The 17286-nt window shown below is 49.2% G+C and carries 18 protein-coding genes; 9 read left to right on the top strand and 9 right to left on the bottom strand.

Annotated elements, in window-relative coordinates; translation table 11 throughout:
* The first annotated feature begins 81 nt into the window (after window positions 1–81).
* Window positions 82–597, top strand: coding sequence for a hypothetical protein (locus ACO0LH_RS00240; protein WP_422939025.1), 516 nt, complete (start codon window positions 82–84; stop codon window positions 595–597).
* Between the two features lie 360 nt (window positions 598–957).
* On the opposite strand, the gene ACO0LH_RS00235 is transcribed toward ACO0LH_RS00240, so the two are convergent.
* Entirely contained in the window at window positions 958–1593 is a 636-nt protein-coding gene (locus ACO0LH_RS00235) for a hypothetical protein (RefSeq protein WP_422939024.1), read from the bottom strand.
* A 491-nt stretch (window positions 1594–2084) separates the two neighbouring features.
* Between ACO0LH_RS00235 and ACO0LH_RS00230 the strand changes: the two genes are divergently transcribed.
* Together ACO0LH_RS00230 and ACO0LH_RS00225 are read left to right on the top strand one after the other, a co-directional pair.
* Window positions 2085–2879: a class I SAM-dependent methyltransferase gene (locus tag ACO0LH_RS00230; RefSeq protein WP_422939023.1), complete on the top strand. Its 795-nt coding sequence runs from the start codon at window positions 2085–2087 to the stop codon at window positions 2877–2879.
* Window positions 2880–3225: 346 nt separating this feature from the next.
* Window positions 3226–4089 carry a C13 family peptidase gene (locus ACO0LH_RS00225; RefSeq protein ID WP_422939022.1) on the top strand — a complete coding sequence of 288 codons (864 nt, stop codon included), beginning with the start codon at window positions 3226–3228 and terminating at the stop codon, window positions 4087–4089.
* Window positions 4090–4199: 110 nt separating this feature from the next.
* Here ACO0LH_RS00225 and ACO0LH_RS00220 read toward each other — a convergent pair whose 3' ends face one another.
* Complete coding sequence (locus tag ACO0LH_RS00220; protein WP_422939021.1) at window positions 4200–5051, bottom strand: rhodanese-like domain-containing protein; 852 nt, start codon at window positions 5049–5051, stop codon at window positions 4200–4202.
* A 193-nt stretch (window positions 5052–5244) separates the two neighbouring features.
* Here ACO0LH_RS00220 and ACO0LH_RS00215 point away from each other — a divergent pair, with 193 nt between their 5' ends.
* A complete protein-coding gene (locus tag ACO0LH_RS00215) occupies window positions 5245–5445 on the top strand; it encodes a hypothetical protein (protein WP_422939020.1) in 201 nt (66 codons plus the stop codon).
* A 140-nt stretch (window positions 5446–5585) separates the two neighbouring features.
* Here the strand turns inward: ACO0LH_RS00215 and ACO0LH_RS00210 are convergent, their stop codons facing one another.
* Both ACO0LH_RS00210 and ACO0LH_RS00205 read right to left on the bottom strand, forming a co-directional pair.
* Window positions 5586–6035, bottom strand: coding sequence for a hypothetical protein (locus ACO0LH_RS00210; protein WP_422939019.1), 450 nt, complete (start codon window positions 6033–6035; stop codon window positions 5586–5588).
* A gap of 179 nt (window positions 6036–6214) precedes the next feature.
* Window positions 6215–6853: a LysE family translocator gene (locus tag ACO0LH_RS00205; protein ID WP_422939018.1), complete on the bottom strand. Its 639-nt coding sequence runs from the start codon at window positions 6851–6853 to the stop codon at window positions 6215–6217.
* A gap of 469 nt (window positions 6854–7322) precedes the next feature.
* Between ACO0LH_RS00205 and ACO0LH_RS00200 the strand changes: the two genes are divergently transcribed.
* A complete protein-coding gene (locus ACO0LH_RS00200) occupies window positions 7323–8552 on the top strand; it encodes an alpha/beta hydrolase family protein (RefSeq protein WP_422939017.1) in 1230 nt (409 codons plus the stop codon).
* A 7-nt stretch (window positions 8553–8559) separates the two neighbouring features.
* On the opposite strand, the gene ACO0LH_RS00195 is transcribed toward ACO0LH_RS00200, so the two are convergent.
* From ACO0LH_RS00195 to ACO0LH_RS00175, 5 genes are all read right to left on the bottom strand, one after another.
* Window positions 8560–9570, bottom strand: coding sequence for a hypothetical protein (locus ACO0LH_RS00195; protein WP_422939016.1), 1011 nt, complete (start codon window positions 9568–9570; stop codon window positions 8560–8562).
* Between the two features lie 130 nt (window positions 9571–9700).
* Window positions 9701–10072, bottom strand: a complete 372-nt coding sequence (locus tag ACO0LH_RS00190; protein ID WP_422939015.1) for a DUF4124 domain-containing protein — start codon at window positions 10070–10072, stop codon at window positions 9701–9703.
* Between the two features lie 499 nt (window positions 10073–10571).
* On the bottom strand, window positions 10572–12239 hold the full coding sequence (locus ACO0LH_RS00185; protein WP_422939014.1) for a tetratricopeptide repeat protein: 1668 nt from the start codon (window positions 12237–12239) through the stop codon (window positions 10572–10574).
* A 538-nt stretch (window positions 12240–12777) separates the two neighbouring features.
* Window positions 12778–13041: a SemiSWEET transporter gene (locus ACO0LH_RS00180; RefSeq protein WP_422939013.1), complete on the bottom strand. Its 264-nt coding sequence runs from the start codon at window positions 13039–13041 to the stop codon at window positions 12778–12780.
* A gap of 6 nt (window positions 13042–13047) precedes the next feature.
* Window positions 13048–13560: a flavin reductase family protein gene (locus ACO0LH_RS00175; RefSeq protein WP_422939012.1), complete on the bottom strand. Its 513-nt coding sequence runs from the start codon at window positions 13558–13560 to the stop codon at window positions 13048–13050.
* Window positions 13561–13773: 213 nt separating this feature from the next.
* On the opposite strand from ACO0LH_RS00175, the gene ACO0LH_RS00170 reads away from it, so the two are divergent.
* Genes ACO0LH_RS00170 through ybeY form a run of 4 tightly spaced genes read left to right on the top strand, consistent with a single transcriptional unit; the run spans window position 13774 to window position 17135 of the window.
* Window positions 13774–14175 carry a hypothetical protein gene (locus ACO0LH_RS00170; protein ID WP_422939011.1) on the top strand — a complete coding sequence of 134 codons (402 nt, stop codon included), beginning with the start codon at window positions 13774–13776 and terminating at the stop codon, window positions 14173–14175.
* Between the two features lie 44 nt (window positions 14176–14219).
* The gene (miaB, locus tag ACO0LH_RS00165) at window positions 14220–15560 is read left to right on the top strand and encodes a tRNA (N6-isopentenyl adenosine(37)-C2)-methylthiotransferase MiaB (RefSeq protein WP_422939010.1); all 1341 of its coding nucleotides are present in this window, start codon (window positions 14220–14222) and stop codon (window positions 15558–15560) included.
* The gene (locus ACO0LH_RS00160) at window positions 15557–16681 is read left to right on the top strand and encodes a PhoH family protein (RefSeq protein WP_422940546.1); all 1125 of its coding nucleotides are present in this window, start codon (window positions 15557–15559) and stop codon (window positions 16679–16681) included. The genes miaB and ACO0LH_RS00160 overlap by 4 nt, the downstream gene beginning before the upstream one ends.
* Window positions 16665–17135 (top strand): rRNA maturation RNase YbeY, encoded by a 471-nt coding sequence (gene ybeY / locus ACO0LH_RS00155; RefSeq protein WP_422939009.1) that lies wholly within the window; start codon window positions 16665–16667, stop codon window positions 17133–17135. The genes ACO0LH_RS00160 and ybeY overlap by 17 nt, the downstream gene beginning before the upstream one ends.
* The last annotated feature ends 151 nt before the right edge of the window (window positions 17136–17286 follow it).

The raw sequence follows: 17286 nt of genomic DNA, 5'->3' as shown, positions 1-17286 counted from the left end.
GAGATGATAGTCATAGCGTAAGTATAGTAGAAATTAAATTCGAATATCTTGCGTTATTAACTGAACATATACATTCAAGCGATGCGCATAAATATAAATCGAATTTCAATATATTTCCAACTTCTCGTATCATTCGTTTTGCCAATGCCAGCGATTGCTGCGATCTATGTGTCGCCTGAAAAAGGACCAGTTGCGGAGATTACGCTTGAAAATCGCTTAAATAGCGGAATGGATTTTGTCATCTACGCTGATGCCAAAGAGTGTAAAGGCCGATCATTCGTTCAGCGCCCTGCAGATCGATTTCGCACTGCTAAAATTCCAGCATCTACCCTTCTGGCTGTTACTATTGGTCAGTCAGTAGAAACGATAGGGTGCCCGATCACATTTCAGTTCACTCCTGAAATTGGCGCAAGTTATCTGATCATTTATGAAAAGCAACACGAAGGTAGCTATTCTCGTGGCGGGCAAGCATCTTGCCAACTGAATCTAAAGCGGATTGAAACAGATAGAACATTTTCTATTGTGGATGACGTAGAACAGCGCAAGATGCGAGCACCTTTTTTCGAATCTGGTGCATGGTGCGAACCGAAAAAATAGAGGGTTGTTGCGATTAGTGTAGCGAATCTTAACCATGTCTATTAACTCCACACATTTTGGTATGTTGAGAACTAAAATTAGCGCATATGAAAATTTAAAAAATTTTTGTCTCGTTACGGAAGGCAAGATCCAACAGCTTGCTTAAGTACGATTAGCGGAGCGTAATTTTGCGCACGGCAATTAATTCCAAGGGCTTCGGCAAGTTATATTGTTTATTATGTCAACGTCAATTCAAAGTAAAAACGCACGCTTCGTTTAAGAAAAAAGGAAATCGGATTCTGCACTGGCTTTGGCTTACCTGTTTTTCACACTACTGCGCGCGTAAAATTACGTTTCACTCATCATATCGGCACTCGCCTGCTAAACGATACCGAACCATTGTTCAATCGCTTGCAATGCATGCTCATTCGATGGAATGAAAGCATGGCTTGCTGAAACAGGACGCGCATATTCCTGCGACGATGGCATTGCCTCGTTGGCTGCGACCATGCCATCGTGTGCGCATGTAAATCCAAAGAAGAAACCGAAAACGCCCAGCCATGGCCAAGTGCCGTAGATGCTGATGCTTGGGCTGTTGGGCAGAGGTACTTTGCTCATTCGCTCATCATTGCCGGCAAACTGGCCGCATTCTCCGGTAAGCATCTGGTAGATTTTCCAGTCCCTTAATCTATGCGCAAGTTTCATCGCGCGGACTGGTGAAGCAAGCAAGACTACACGTTTTGGCCGTAACCGGGGCGCAAGCTCGTTATTCACAGTCCTGAGAAGTACGCCACCAAAAGAGTAGCCTACGGCGTGGTAGTCACCATCATTGCCGACATTGGTTAAAAAATCGCTTAGATTCTTTTTGATTTCATCAAAGGATTGCGATGACACTTTGTAGTCAAAGCACTCAACAATATACCCGCGTTTTTCAAAATAACGTACAAACTTGCTGCGCATATAGCGCTTGCCGCCAACGCCATCGATAAAAACAATCTGGCGGGTACTGCTGTTCATGACAACACTCCATTAAGACTCGAAATAGGGCGCTTCAGTGATGCCTCTTTATTTATTTCGCAGCGTATCGCTGCAAAAATAAAGTTCCCGGATTGATACAAGCTTTTTGCAAATGCTTGTAGCATTGTAGCTTGGGTCAGACTTTATCTGTGCTCGCTTATCTGATTTTAGCGGGCAGGCAAAAGCGACTTTAGCTGCGATTTATCGCAGCATGCGATGTGCACTATATTCTGTATTGGTCAATTTGTTACAAGGCTTTCCACGGCTGAAGCAGTTTCTGCAAAGGTGGGGCTTTTTACAAAGATTTTTATCTATTATGACCTTACCCGGATAGACCCCGCTTTCGCTGATTTTTCTGCCTGCCTGGTCAGCAGTCCAGCCAGGTATTAAAATGACAAATGTCATCAAAAACTGGTGACAGGTTCGACTGTTGCATGTGCATCTGGGGGTGGATAATCATCTTATTCCAACCAGTTTGCACAGGATTAGATATGAACAAGGCTAATGTTGAGCGTCCAGATTATGGGATTGATGCCCCGGGCGTGATATGCAATCTGCTGATTTTTGCCTCGATTGGCCTGGCCTGCTGGGCGAGTGCCAAACTGGCTTACTGGTCCGGCCATTTGCTGGTTCCTGTCGGTCAGGGCGATGTTGATTTCAGTCTGGCCGGTACTGGTTTAGCCATGGGTTTGGGTATGAGCTTTACTGCACTGTGGATGCTGTGGGATAGCAAGATCGGTAAAATCCGTGGCCGCGAATATATGCTGCAACGCCTGCACTGGACAGGGGATGAGCAAGTGCTTGATATTGGCTGTGGTCGTGGGCTCTTGCTCAATGCTGCTGCCAGGCGTCTTACCACGGGCAAGGCTACCGGTATCGACCTCTGGCAAAGCGAAGACCTCTCAAGCAACTCCCCTGAGGCCACATTGGAAAACGCCCATCGTGAAGGCGTCGCCGACAAGGTCAATATCCAGACCTGCGACATGCGCAAGCTGCCCTTTGGTGATGGCAGTTTTGATTATGTCATTTCACGTGCTGCCATTCACAATCTTTACGATGCCGAAGATCGCGCCAAGGCCATTGCCGAAATCGCCCGTGTTCTCAAGCCCGGTGGCCAGGCACTCATCGATGATATCCGCCACGGCAAGGAATATGCTGCCAGCTTTACAAAGAACGGTTGCAGCGATATCCAATTCGTGGGGTCAAAACTGGCGAGCTGGCTGGCTACGCTGCTTTCTTTTGGCTCATTGTGGCCAGATGTGTTGTGGGTAAAGAAGGCGAAGTGAGATTTCTGTCCATGCGCAATCGGTGTCGCCTGCGTTTTATAGGCTACCGGTTTTATATTGTTACCATCTTCTTTCAGCGTTGCAACTGGTGCTTTGCAATGCGCCCTTGTCATGACTTGCCGCATTGAGCAAGAATCAAGAAATCAGTTTGATGCAGCGTCAAACTGATTTCCACCAAAATGTCTTGGCCATGTACCTGAGCAGACTGTTTTTGATGACTGGCCTTATCACCTGTCCTGCATTGCCTGTCGATATAGTCACATCATTTTCTACCAGCTCAAGACACATTTTTTAACAAATGCTATGATGCGCAGCTTGATTGCATGAAGAAGTGGTGTAGAGATAAATGAAGAAACTTTCCTGTTCCCTGTTGATGGCTGGCCTGCTGGCATTTTTGTCTGCTTGTGCTGTGAAACCAGGTGTGTATGACCTGAACCCCAGTCAGGAAAAGGCGCGTCAGATGAGTGATCAACTGATGGAGCGGCAAAGGCTGGCTAATCAGGAGAAAGCCAATGCCATCAGCCATCACCGTGTCTGGTATGCCGGATTTGGCTTGCATTCAGGTTCCAAAGCTTTTCTCGGTGATGTGCAACTGGTCAGGCAAAGGCTGGCAGAAATCAATCCTGAACTGATTAGCTACAGTTTTGATAATGAGCCACACGAGGACAAGCTTGATGCTCCATTTGCGCATTTGGGCAGCATAGACCAGACAGCCAGGGATATTGCCAGCCAGGCCAAGCCGGATGACGTCATCACGATCATGCTCAGCAGCCATGGCTTTACTGATCTGGTCGCGGTAGAAATAGGTAAGAAGCCGTCTGCACCGATCTGGACGCGCTATCTGAAAACGGCACTGGCACCGCTGGAAAAATTCCCTACGGTATTGATTATTTCTTCCTGCTATTCAGGTTCTATGATCTCACAGTTGAAAGCCCCGAACCGCATCATCGTAACTGCTTCGGCAGAAGACAAGGTTTCATACGGTTGCCAGGCTTTGGCGCATAATACTTTTTTCATTGATGCCTTGTTTGGCAGCAAGCTCGATGCAGATCAAAACCTGATGCAGGTGTTTGAACATACCAAAGAACTTGTGGCAGAGCGCGAGAAGAAAGCGAAATTTGATCCTTCATCACCACAGATTTTTGTTGGCGAGAAAATGCAGGCTTATGCGCAGCAGCCTTTGAAATCCTGGTTGCGATCGCAGCAATGATTGCCATGCAATTGCGCGACCATCATCACTGTTCAGCTTGACCAAAACAAACAGGGTCATCAGATGATGACCCTGGGTTCTGGTGCTGCTGCAAGCCAAATATTTAAGCGTTAGCGTAATACCGTCAAGAGTGGCACGGCTTTCACCAGCGGCAATTTTGCCGCCTGCCAGGCAGCAACGCCGCCGCGATACCAATACAGGTTGGAATAGCCCATGTCTTTGAGGCGAACCAGAGTATTGATGCTCATCCAGCATTCTTCTGAAGCACAAAATACGGCGATGGCTGCCTCTTTTTGCGGAAAGTTTTTCTTCATGACCGCGTGCAGATCTTCATCCAGGTTTTTATTGAAAACGGCTGCTGGATCGTCAGCGAGATTGGCCGCACCATCAAGGGAGATGGCAAACGGCAGCGTCATGCTGGTATTGTCTATGCCGAGGGCATCGATCACGCTGATCTGTTTTTTAGCGAGCTTTTCTGCCAGTTCAGGTGTGCTGATGTTTTTTATGCCCTCTATGCTGGTAGGGGTGGCGTAGTGAAAACCTTCGCTACCGGGGCGGAGTTGCTTTACCGGGGGTAAAAACCAGTCACCATTTTCATAATCCTGATAACCGTCCTGGACTTTGAAATTTTTTATGGCCAGTTCAGACTGAGACAGGAACTGTGCATACTTGTCCTGGAAAGCTTCATCATCAAGATCATAAAGTTTGCAATTGAGCTTGCTACGGCGCTGGCAATTCGACAGGGCCAGACGCGTGGCCTGAATGTCGTTGCTCAAGCCATATCCTGTTCCCCAGGCACCATCGGCAGCCACGGCAAAGGCTTTCTTGGTTTTATGTTCCTTGTATTTTTCAAATCCGGCCTGGGCACTCTTACCCAGTTCAAATTGATACGGCCAGAGATCTTCAGCATGACTGGCGCTGAGTGCACAAATATAAAACGACAGGAAAACTGAGATTTTCATGTATGAGAATAATAAAGATGGATCACATTGTTTGATGGCTCCGCATTTTTTGCCATACCACGCTGGCTGGTAATGCAGGCGAATTTCAATTCGAGCGCCATTTTACATTATTTAACTTTCCCGCAAATCAAAGTCTTTATCCGGGCTTTGCGCATTGCACTGGCCTGATGTTCAACAATGGCGCTGACAATCAATGTCTAGTGTTCAAGCCCAGCCCTACTCAGCCCATCAACCGCGCGAGACTGGCGGCGACAAACCTGATCAGCATGGTCGATACCAAGGCGCACTGGTGATGAAACTTTCAGATGATTTATGTGGACTGGTTTTTGCTGAATCCAGGAGTGGCTTCAACCATGAAGTTCTGACCGCATTGCTGACGCTTGATATGGCTTGAATTTTTGTACGCACTGTCCGTGCTGAATCCACTCTGGCGAAGAAATAGCTGATAGCTGCAACTTGCCAGTCGCCCGCATTGCCCATGGCAGACGGGCGAGTTTTCTGGTGTTTGTAAATTTGACTCAGGGCTTACTGTGCTTACTGTGGTGGCTTGACTATCACTGTCAGTTCGCGCGAGATGCCGCCGCGTTCTGCCGTGCCGGATTGTGTTCCTTCTCCACGCATGCGTAGCAAGCAGTATTCGCGGTCTTCACCCGAATGGGCATCGCAGCGGCGCTCACGGTTACGCTGGAGTTGATCTTCGCTCTCCGTGGTAAGGCGACCCGACCGCAATTGTTGCCGGGCTGCCCCTGCTTCTCTCAGGCAGGTTTCCCTTGATTGATAAGACTTGCCATTTTCGCAGAGGCTACGCTCATAGTCGTAACGGGAGCGCGCGTTATCTTCACGATCTGCCGCCACACATATGTTGACGAGAAGCAAGGAGGAAATGATTCCAGCAATCAGTCCCGCTGTTTTTTTCACGACACGCATGCGTGGTTCTGCATGCAAAAGGCGAGTGGCGTTGACCTTTGTTTGATAATGCTTCATGGCATGACCTCATTGAAATGGTAAAGATTCTGTACATGCGGACATAGGGCAGACATCAAATGCATTGCCATCAAACCCACAATTCATATTGTCACTTACCTGAGTGTAGTCGTCAGCCCGCTCTCTTTCTGGGCGCTAGCGCACATTGCCAATATCTTTTTGACCGGACTCGATAAAATTTACCGCGCGGACACGACCAGCTTCACTCCCAGCGCCATCATCACGCCACCTGCAACCCTGTCCAGCCATTGCTTGTAGCGCAAATAAGTACTGCGTGGGCGCTCTGATGACAGGGCAATGGCGACGATGGTGTACCAGCCGCTTTCGATGATGAAAACACTGGCCAGTAACAGCAGGTTAAAGCTCAGCGATTGTGTGCCGGGCATGAAGGCAGCAAAGACGCTGGCATAGACAATCGATGTCTTGGGGTTGCTGACCTGGGTGGTGAAGCCCAGCAACAGTGATTTGCGCAGGCTCACCGTGCGGATGTTTGCCGTATCGTTTGATGTGGATGAAATCAACAGCGGGCTGGCAGCTCCACGCCAGATTTTAAAACCCAGATAGGCCAGATAGAGGCCGCCCAGCACTTTCAATGCAACGAACAGAATGGGTACGGCCAGCAAGATACCTTGCAGGCCCAGCAGCGCTGCAATTGCAAACAGCGTGCCACCCATGCCCATGCCTATGGCGGCGCTGACGCCTTCTGCGCGGGTAGATGCCATCGCAGTGCGGGCAATCATCACAAAACTGGGGCCGGGGCTGATGACCCCCACAGTCAGTGCGGCGCAGATGCCGATCATTGGGGCGTAGCTTTCCATCGAAAAGTCCTTTCAGGCGTGGTGGGTATGGTGTGCGATGGGAAATTTTACCGCAGAATCTGGCGTGGTCAGTGGACATTGCTCCCTCGACACAAGGGTTTCATCCCATCAATTGACTGCGCGCTGTTTGATTAAGCAGCGGGACAGGGCGGGCGGCCCCTCACCGGTAAGACAGGCCCGCTTTTTTGTAAGCAGTCGTAAAACCATCAAGTAATCCTTGTCTGACAAGTTCCTAAAATTCAATAACTTCTGCTATTTGCTGATATTTTTGCGTTAATAAAAATCGAAAATGTCAAAAATGCATTTGACGAGAAAAACACTGGCAAAGCTTGTGATACGATAGTTCTCAGCATCCAACGTAGCAAAGATCCTGTCGGCCTGAATGTTGAACCGTTCGCCAGTTTATTGTGACCCCACGCTTACGTGATGCAGTCTGCATGCGAGATTACTCGCCTATATTGGAATGATTATGAAACCTGCTATGACACTTAATTTATTGCGCACTTTTTACCCTGCCAACAAAGCTGGTTTGCTGCTTGGCGTAGCGGCTTGCCTGGCGCTGTCAGCTTGCGGTGGCGGAGGCTCTTCAAGCAGTGCCAGTGCGCCTGTGGTGACCACGCCCGATCAATCCAATCCAGCCGGGGCAGGGCATTTTGAAGTGGCGACTTTTATCAAAACCATCAGTGCTGCGGATGTGGCGGCCGCCTTGCCGACGGCAGTTTCGTCAACGGTCAAGCCGCTGTATGCAGTGGATGCCTACAAGATCACCTATACCACGACAGATTCATCCGGGCGTGCTGTGACGGCATCCGGCCTGGCGGCGATACCGCGCAAGACCGGTAGCACACCCAGCCCGGTGTTAAGCTACCAGCATGCAACCATCAAAACTGATGCCGAGGCACCGAGCAATCATGCCACGCCTGATGAACCGGCGATCCTGTTTGCTTCCATGGGTTACCTGGTCAGTGCGGCAGATTATGTCGGCTATGGTTCTACCAAGGGCGTACCTCACCCTTATCTGCTGGCTGCGCCAACAGCCTTGTCGGTAACAGATTTCATGACGGCCAGTGCACGCTGGCGGCAAAGCAAGGCCATTGCAGACAATGGTCAGCTGTTTTTAACCGGTTATTCTGAAGGCGCCTATGCGTCAATGGCGACATTGCGATTGCTGACACAAAACAAGACTGCGTCGACAACCCTGCCTGTCAGCACCTTTATTGGTGCCGGGCCGTATGATGTGGCATTGACACTGAATGCCATGCTGGATGCCATCCGCAAACAAAACCCGGTGCTGGGTGCATTGATCAGCCCGGGGTTTTTAAAGAGTCTGGGTGCGAATGACAGGGTGAATGTGCGTAACCTGTTGCTGTTTTCTGCACTGGGCAGCCAGACAGATATCAGCTTTGACCCTGCTTTCCTGGATAATTTCCTCAACGATGACACGGCCGCCATTGCCGCGCAAAGCAATGTCTATGACTGGACACCGCAATCGCCTATCTTCTTCTTTCATGGGCGCGATGATACGACCGTGCCATACGGGAATACCGATTCAGCTTTCCAGGCAATGACGAAACGGGGTGCTGCCGGTTTCATACAGCGCATGGATTGCCCTGCAAGTCCGGCTGAGCATATCCCTTGCGTACCGTCTTTTTTGGTTAATGACATTACCCGTCTTGGTGGCCTGGCGAAAGGGCTTTGATTTCTGGCTATTGGCCAAGCCTGCCAGCTTGTTTTGGCAGGCCTTGATGTACCTGTTCAGCACGATTTTTCATCAGTCCGAGTATGGATTGATGAAAATCTGCCAGTACCATTTTGCCCCACAAATCGCCATAGGTTTTGAGCTGGGATTTGTTTTGAAAGCGGGTACTCAGGCGTAATTCGGTGCCACCATCCCTGGCCCTGAGGTCAAAGCCGCCATCGAGTACGTTAAAGTATTCGCCCCCCATTTCTACATGTCTGTCCAGGGCATCCCTGGGTATGCCGCCAGGCAGCATATGGAACTTGTAATGCATGGCATAAGGCCTTTGCCAGGTGGTGATGATTTCCTCGAAATGCACATTTTTTTCCCAGTCTGACCTGCGCACTGCACCCACACCCGTGCCAGCCATATTTGCTTCGACAGGCTTTGGCAGGCCGATCAGGTGAACAAAAGCAAATCCCAGTTCTCCGGGGGCGATATCCCTGACGGTGGCCAGTTGATCGAACACTTCTTCAGGGCTGGCCTGTATCTGTATGACTGAGCTGACTTGTTGTTCGCTTGTGGCGGGCGGCAAATGCGCCTCGACAGGGCCCAGCAGCAAAGGCAGTAAAGCAAAACAAGGCAGGGTCGCCCTGGATGGCCTGAGGTGATTATGAATTGCCCCGGCAATGACGCCACCAATGATGGCCGCGACCAGAAACACTGGCAAGACTAGAATAATGCAAATCAAGCCTTCAAACAGCAAGATAAACATGGTGAACAGGAACAGCAGCATGGATGTGCTGGCAATGCTGATCTGCTTCCCCACGGAGATGGGCTGTTTGCCTGCTGCCAGCAAGACGGCAACCGCACCTACGCTGAAAGGCGTAATCACCAGAAAGGCGGTAGAAACGATTTGCAGCCAGCCATCATTGAGAAATTTATATTCAAAGCCTATGCGCAAAAGCATGCCGTAAATAACCCCGGCACAAAGTGCGCCAGCAATGCGTAATTTCTTTTTGTCAGGTGCTTCGGTCATGTAGGGCGATAGCGTAGGAATACATGGAAGGAGAATGATCGCGCATGAAGCTTAGTACCTGAGCGTGACAATTCAGGTCGCGGATCATTTTTTAATGCATTGCTGACGCTTGCCAGGTCCAAGCAGCGGGTTACCGGCTTTCTTGCTTGGGCGGTCTGTCGGTATAGGTGGTGAGTGTTTTGGATTTGGCCCCTGGTGGAAGGGGCGTGGTGAGAAAGTCATGCACGATGCGTTCATTGCTCGCGGTTCTGTCACGCTGCGCTTGTCGCTGATTGAATGCTTCGTTCTTGGCGGCCAGACTGGTGTCCACACCTGATTCATTGCCTGAGCCAACCATTTTCTGATTCGCACGTACTGATTTTCCGTTGACGCTGTTCTTGGCGCAAACATTATCGGTAAACGTCACTCGCCCATCGCTATCCACACATCTTTGTATCTGTGCAGACGCCATGTTTGTCATCGCCAGCAGCATCACGGCAGAAATAAGATGTAAGGTTTTCATGGCGAGAATTTCTTCAATTTTTTTTAGTTGGGACACAGGTAATGATGCAATACTTGAATTCAAATAGCAATTGCGGACAAGCTTCAAGCATCTCATAAGCCCAGTTGAAGTTCAAGCAGGAAGATGCGCAAGTCTGATAAAGAATTCTTGTGGCAGGCTATTTGCACACCACTTATTTGTACACCAGTTTCATCACTAGAATAAAACTCGCCAGCACCAGCGTGATCATATTGGCGATAATCACTGGCAGGGCGTGCAGCATGAGGCCGTAGATCAGCCATAACTATGTGCTTACCACTAATAATTGGTTCATTTCACTCAGGTGTTTATCGTTCATGCAAGCGGCATACCGTGCAAGTTGTACGAAAAATCTCGCAACAGTAAGGAAAATTGTCAGTTATCCAATTTCCACTTAAATTCATATCTCTGCGCGCACATTTTATGATTTATTGACAGACGGTGTTGAAGTTCAAGGAAATTACAGACCAATCAGCGGCCGCTAATGTTTCATTACGTGCAGGAAGTTTTCCAGTTCCTTATTTACTTGATATATCACGCTTTCCCAATCGCCGATAGATTGTTGGCGGAACAGGCGCATGGAGGGATACCAAGGGCTGGTATCACGCTCCAGCAACCATCGCCAATCTGGGTGGAAGGGCAGCATAAGCCAAACGGTTTTTCCCATGGCAGCTGCCAAATGAGCAGATGATGTGTCTACACAAATTATCAGGTCCAGGGCATTAATTAAAGCTGCAGTGCTGGCGAAATCTGGCATTTTCTCACCATAGTGACGAGCATTCTTTAAGTTACTTAGTACTGTCTGTTCGCTTGGTAAGATTTCTTTTTGTACGCAAACGAATAGCTCTTCATTGTCAAACAATGGCAAGATTTTTTGCAGCTCCATGGAACGATTTTTGTCGTTCACGTGCATAGGGTTTCCCGACCAAGCGATGCCAATTTTTAATTTACGGGATTCACCTAAAGTCTCTTGCCATTCTGAGGTTAATTTAGGGTCAGCATGAAGGTAGGAAGAAAAAGCTGGAATAGTATCCAGCGTTGTTTTAAAAGCCAAGGGTAAACTCATTACCGGGCAATAATAATCAAAGTGAGGTAAAGGATCATTGATAGAAAGTATTTTACTGCCTCCTGCAAGTTGTTGCATCAGAGGAGCAAGTGGGTCAAACAGCATTAGCAATATTTTAGCGCCCTGGGCAATTGCCAAATTTGTATATCGTATAAACTGAATGACGTCACCATAACCTTGCTCGGCAACGATCAATAAGGTTTTTCCATCTAACGATTGTTCTCCAAGCCATTTAGGCTGAGTGAATAGGGCTTCTTTTTCATGCATGGCTTTTGTTTGCCATCGCAACTCATATTTTTTTAGCCCTCTGTCAAAATCACCCATCAGTAGGTGGCAAATACTTTCATTGAAACGTATTTCCGTAACATTCCCTTGACTCAGATTTACCGCTTTTTCGAAGTGATACAACGCCTCGTCCAACCTGTTCAATGCTTGCAGGGTTAATCCATAGTTATAATGCAGATCTGAAGTATTACATTCCAGGGCCAGTGCGCGCTCGAAGCTTTCATGTGCTTTTTTGTATCTGTTCTGGCTATAGTGCAGGATACCCATGAAAAAATGAAGTTCATCGAAGTCAGGAAAAAACTCAAGCCCCCGTGTTGCAGCTTCTTCTGCTTTTAACAAATTCCCTGTTTGAAGATACGCCACGCACAGCTCTTTATGGGCGAAGCACAATTGAGGATCTATTTTCACGGCTTGTAAATACCCATCAATAGCTGTTTTTGTATCTCCTTTTGACATGGCGATGCCCGCCAGCATAAAGTGCGCGTCGCCGTTCAAGGGATTGATCTGTAGGGCTTGCCCAAGGTATGCCTCTGCTTCCAGCAATTTCCCTTGTTCCCTACAAATGTAGCCCAGCATGCTGTGGACGTTTTCCAAATTCGGATTTATTACAAGAGCTTTTTTATACAGTTCCTTGGCTTCTGCGATTTGACCTTCTCTCATGCGAGCGTAAGCCAAATTTTTCAATTCATCGCCGGTTAAATTTGCCTTCGGACTAATCTCGGTTCTGCTCTCGATGGAATAGTTGTCTTTAGCTTTTGAATCGTTGGTACGAAACATTTTTTTTATAAAGGTAAGCATGCTTATATCCGATTATATTCGATGCGTTGTGCTATATAACAGGTGGCAGGTTCGACTTTGTAATTTGTCATTTTTAGCAGTTAACTTTGGTTATAGTGGTGCACTGATGAAGTTTTCAGTCATGTGTCGTTGACTACTCGTAATTTGTGTCACGCTAATCAACAGTGTGGAACTTGGCAGCTAAGTTACTGTCTCTACCTGCTACCGCTTACCCAAGTATTTTCTCTCCTGCGTTTACCGATTTTTCTTAACACCGGCCTTAGCGCGGACATTGTCCTTGAAGGACACGTACCCATCGCTATACACACTTCTTTGTATCTGTGCAGATGCCATATTGTTCACTGTTAGCAGTATTGCGGCAGAAAAGAGATGCGTGATCGCCATAACGAGTTTCTCTCAATTTCTGTAATTTTGATTACACTTTAGGCTTAATAGTCATTCGTTAATGCTACAAACTTTCCATGACCAGAGTTGAAATTCAAGCAAACGGGTATTGGTTATTGTCAATTCTGATTTAGTTTGGCGCGATGTCGCAAATTTATTTATAAACCAGTTTCATCACTAGAATAAAACTCGCCAGCACCAGCGTGATCATATTGGCGATAATCACGGGCAGGGCGTGCAGCATGAGGCCGTAGATCAGCCATAACAAAATGCCGACGACCAGAATCAGGTACATGCCCAGGGACACACCTTCTGCACGTTTGCGTTGCCAGGTCATCCAGGCTTGCGGGACAAAGGCTGCGGTGGTCATGCTGGCGGCGAAATAACCGACGATGTCAGCGGAAAGCAAAAAATTCATCGCAGACTATGCTTTGGAAATAGGCGGCAGGAACTGGCCTGAATGAAAAACCAGTGGTGCTTGTGGGGTAAATTCGCAATGTTCGACTTCCCCGACAAAGATCACATGGTCGCCTTCAGGGTAGCGGCTGCGGTTATGGCATTCAAACCAGGCCGATACGCCGCTCAAAATCGGGTGGCCAGTGCGCGACAGGGTGTAGTCAACGCCTTCAAAACGGTCGGTCTTGCGGCTGGAAAATTGCTCGGCCAGCCAGGCTTGCTCACTCGATAGCACATTGACGACATAATGCGAGTTACCGCTAAATACCGGCAGGCTGTTTGCCACATTGCCGAGGCTCCACAATACCAGCGGTGGGTCCAGCGACACAGAATTGAAGGAGCTGGCAGTCAGCCCAAGGAAAGTGCCATTGGCAAGGCGGGTGGTAATGACAGTCACGCCAGTGGCAAACTGCGACAGGGCATTGCGGAAATGGCGGGTATCGAAATCGCGTTGTTCAGCGCGTGGAGAGCGGGTGTGCATGAGTTTCCATGGTCTTTTTTTAGCATTATCCCAGATTTCTTGCTTTAATATCAGGCTTCTCGGCACTGCTGAAGTCAGGCGCTGTCTGTGTTAAACTTATGCCCTTGCCGGATTCTGAATTTTTGCTTAATTTTCCTTTTAAGTAATTGATTTCCTTGGTTTTTTCGTTTTCCCCGCTTATTTCCTTGTTTTCTTGAAAAAAGGCCTGTGCTTATGGTGATCCGACTGTCCGTTTTGATGATTTTGCGCCGTGTGCTGGTATTGATGATGTTGGCAAGCGTTACTTTGACCGGTTTGCCGAGTCTGGCCCAGGTGCCGGATGTGCGTACTTTTCCGCCCAACACCAAGCGTGGCGTGCTGAATATGGATAACTACCCGGATGTCATTGTCGATGGCAAACTCAAGTACACGGTACCGGCAACGCGGTTTTATGATGACCAGAACATGCTGATTCTGCCGACCTATGTGACCGGCAATTACCTGATCATCAATTACACCGAGAACGAATTCAATGAATTGCAAAAAATTTGGATATTGACTGCGGATGAACGCAGGCAGGTCTTGCCCAAGCCCGAAGTCTGGACGCCGATGGAGTTTAAAAGCAAGAACCAGTGAATGTTGCCTTCACGGTTCTTTATCAGTTTGTAAGTTAGAAAGTCATGCAAAAAAAAGTATTTATTAAAACCTTTGGCTGCCAGATGAACGAGTACGACTCGGACAAGATGGCTGACGTGCTTAATGCCAATGACGGCATGGTGAAGACCGATAACCCGGATGATGCCGATGTAATTTTGCTCAACACCTGTAGCGTGCGTGAAAAAGCATCGGAAAAGGTGTTTTCAGATCTTGGCCGGCTGCGTGAATTGAAACGCAAGAAGCCTGACCTGCTGATCGGTGTCGGCGGTTGCGTGGCTTCGCAAGAAGGAGAGGCCATCATCAAGCGTGCGCCGTACGTAGATGTGGTATTTGGCCCGCAAACCTTGCACCGTCTGCCACAGCTGATCGATGCACGCCGCAGTTCTGGCCGTTCACAGGTGGATATCAGTTTCCCTGAAATCGAGAAATTCGATCACATGCCGCCCGCCAAGGTTGAGGGAGCTACCGCTTTCGTCTCCATCATGGAAGGTTGCAGCAAGTATTGCAGTTATTGTGTCGTGCCCTATACACGGGGCGAAGAAGTATCACGCCGTTTTGAAGATGTGCTGGCAGAAGTGGCCGGCCTGGCAGAGCAGGGCGTGAAAGAAATTTCCTTGCTGGGGCAAAACGTCAACGCTTATCGCGGCGTCATGGAAGATGGCGAGGTCGCTGACTTTGCCCTGCTGATCGAATACATTGCCGAGTTCCCGCAAATCGAACGCATACGCTTTGTCACCAGCCACCCTAAAGAATTTACCCAGCGCCTGATTGACTGCTATGCCAAGGTGCCGAAGCTGGTTAACCACCTGTACCTGCCTGCCCAACATGGTTCTGACCGCATCCTGTCGGCGATGAAGCGCGGCTATACCGCCATCGAATACAAATCGGTATTGCGCCGTTTGAAACAGGTGCGCCCTGATATTGCGGTGTCGTCTGATTTCATCGTTGGCTTTCCAGGTGAAACCGATGAAGATTTTGATGCATTGATGAAGCTCATCAACGATGTCGGTTTTGATAACAGCTTCAGTTTCATCTTCAGCCCGCGTCCTGGTACACCAGCGGCAAACCTGGAAGATGATACGCCGGCAGAATTGAAACTGCGCCGTCTCCAGCATTTGCAGGCCGTGATTGATGCCAACACCAAGAAATACAGCAATGCCATGATAGGTACGGTGCAGCGCATTCTGGTGGAAGGGCCGTCAGTCAAGGATGCCAATGAATTGCAGGGCCGCACAGAAAATAATCGTGTGGTGAATTTTGCAGGGCCAAAAGAACTGATCGGTACACTGGTCAATACCCGTATTACCGAATCCTATAACTACTCTTTACGCGGCGAATTAGTCGAAGAAACTGTGGCAGCATAATGGCAAAAACCCCTGTGCCGGTAGCACACTTCACTCCCCAGCCACTGGACAATACGCGCCTGGCGCATCTGTGTGGCCCGCTTGATGAAAACCTGCGGCAAATATCGTCAGCATTGGATGTGACGATATTTCGCCGTGGTGAAAAATTCATCGTCAGTGGGCACAATGCGGAAAGAGCGATAGAGATACTTGAGCGTTTCTATGCGGTCGCCAAGAAAATCATTTCCATTGATGAAGTGCAACTGGCGCTGGTAGAGCAACGAGCCAGCAAGAGCAGCCAGGCAGACAAGACTGATAAGGCTGGCACAGAGGAAGCTGCTGTTGGCGTTTCCGACGACGTGGCCGCGATTGATGCGTCCTTGCCAGACGATGCCGACATAGAAAGCCCCATACTGAAAACCCGTCGCAGTGATTTGCGCGGGCGTACGCCGCACCAGAATCATTATCTGAGAGCCATACTCGAACATGACATCACGTTCGGCATAGGCCCGGCCGGTACCGGCAAGACCTATCTGGCCGTGGCCTGCGCTGTCGATGCGCTGGAACGGGATGCCGTCAAGCGTATCGTGCTGACCCGCCCTGCGGTGGAAGCGGGCGAGCGCCTGGGTTTTTTGCCTGGCGACCTGGCGCAAAAAGTCGACCCTTATTTGCGCCCGCTGTATGACGCGTTGTATGACTTGCTGGGTTTTGACCGTACGCAAAAAATGTTTGAAAAACAGGTCATCGAAATTGCTCCGCTGGCCTATATGCGTGGCCGCACACTGAACCATGCTTTTGTGATCCTGGATGAAGCGCAAAACACCACACCGGAACAGATGAAGATGTTCCTCACACGCATAGGATTTGGCAGCAAGGCCGTGATTACCGGTGACGTTACCCAGGTCGATTTGCAGCGTGGCCAGAAGAGTGGCCTCATTGATGCCTGCCAGGTGCTCGATGGCGTACGCGGCATAGCCTTCAACCGCTTCAACAGCGTCGACGTGGTGCGTCACCCCATGGTGGCACGTATTGTCGATGCCTATGAAGCTGCGAATGCCCACGCCACAGCCAATAGTGCCGCCATCGGCATGTTAAAACCCGCTACCCCTCTGAGTTCTGCACACCATGGTCGCAAAAAGTAAATCTGAACCCAAGCATAAACTCACGCTGTCAGTGCAATATGTCGATAAGCGCCTGCAAGACTGTCTGACCCGCCCCCTGATACGCAAGACTGTGCAGGCAGCGCTGTTTTTCCCGGCAGAGATTACTTTGCGCTTTGTCGATGCAGAAGAAGGCAAAACACTCAACCACAATTATCGTGGCAAGGACTATGCAACCAATGTATTGACCTTCGCCTATACCGAAGATGATGATGCCGAGATAACCCAGGCCGACATCATCCTGTGTACCGATGTGCTGGAAAAAGAAGCCGCAGCGCAAAAGAAAACCGTGCTTGAGCATGCGCAGCACCTGATCGTCCACGGCGTCCTGCATGCGCAGGGGTATGATCATGAAGAAGATGACGAGGCTGAAGAGATGGAAGCGCTGGAGATAGAGATACTGGCGGGGCTGGGTCTGGCGAATCCTTATCAGTAGTCATACCAGGTATTTTTGCCGCGTGCCTGGCAAACGGGCATAAGTTGGCGCCAGCTGACTCTTTCAGTACTCCTTCAGTGATCAACAAACGCCACTGGTGCACCAGTCCGTTATGCGCCTGCCGGCACAGGAGCCGGCAGGCGTTCGTCGT

It is taken from the genome of Undibacterium sp. TJN19 (assembly GCF_049339485.1).
In the GTDB taxonomy this organism is placed as follows: Bacteria; Pseudomonadota; Gammaproteobacteria; order Burkholderiales; family Burkholderiaceae_D; genus Undibacterium.
The sequence above is the reverse complement of the archived record's forward strand: the minus strand, read 5'-3'. Positions and strand labels throughout refer to the sequence as shown.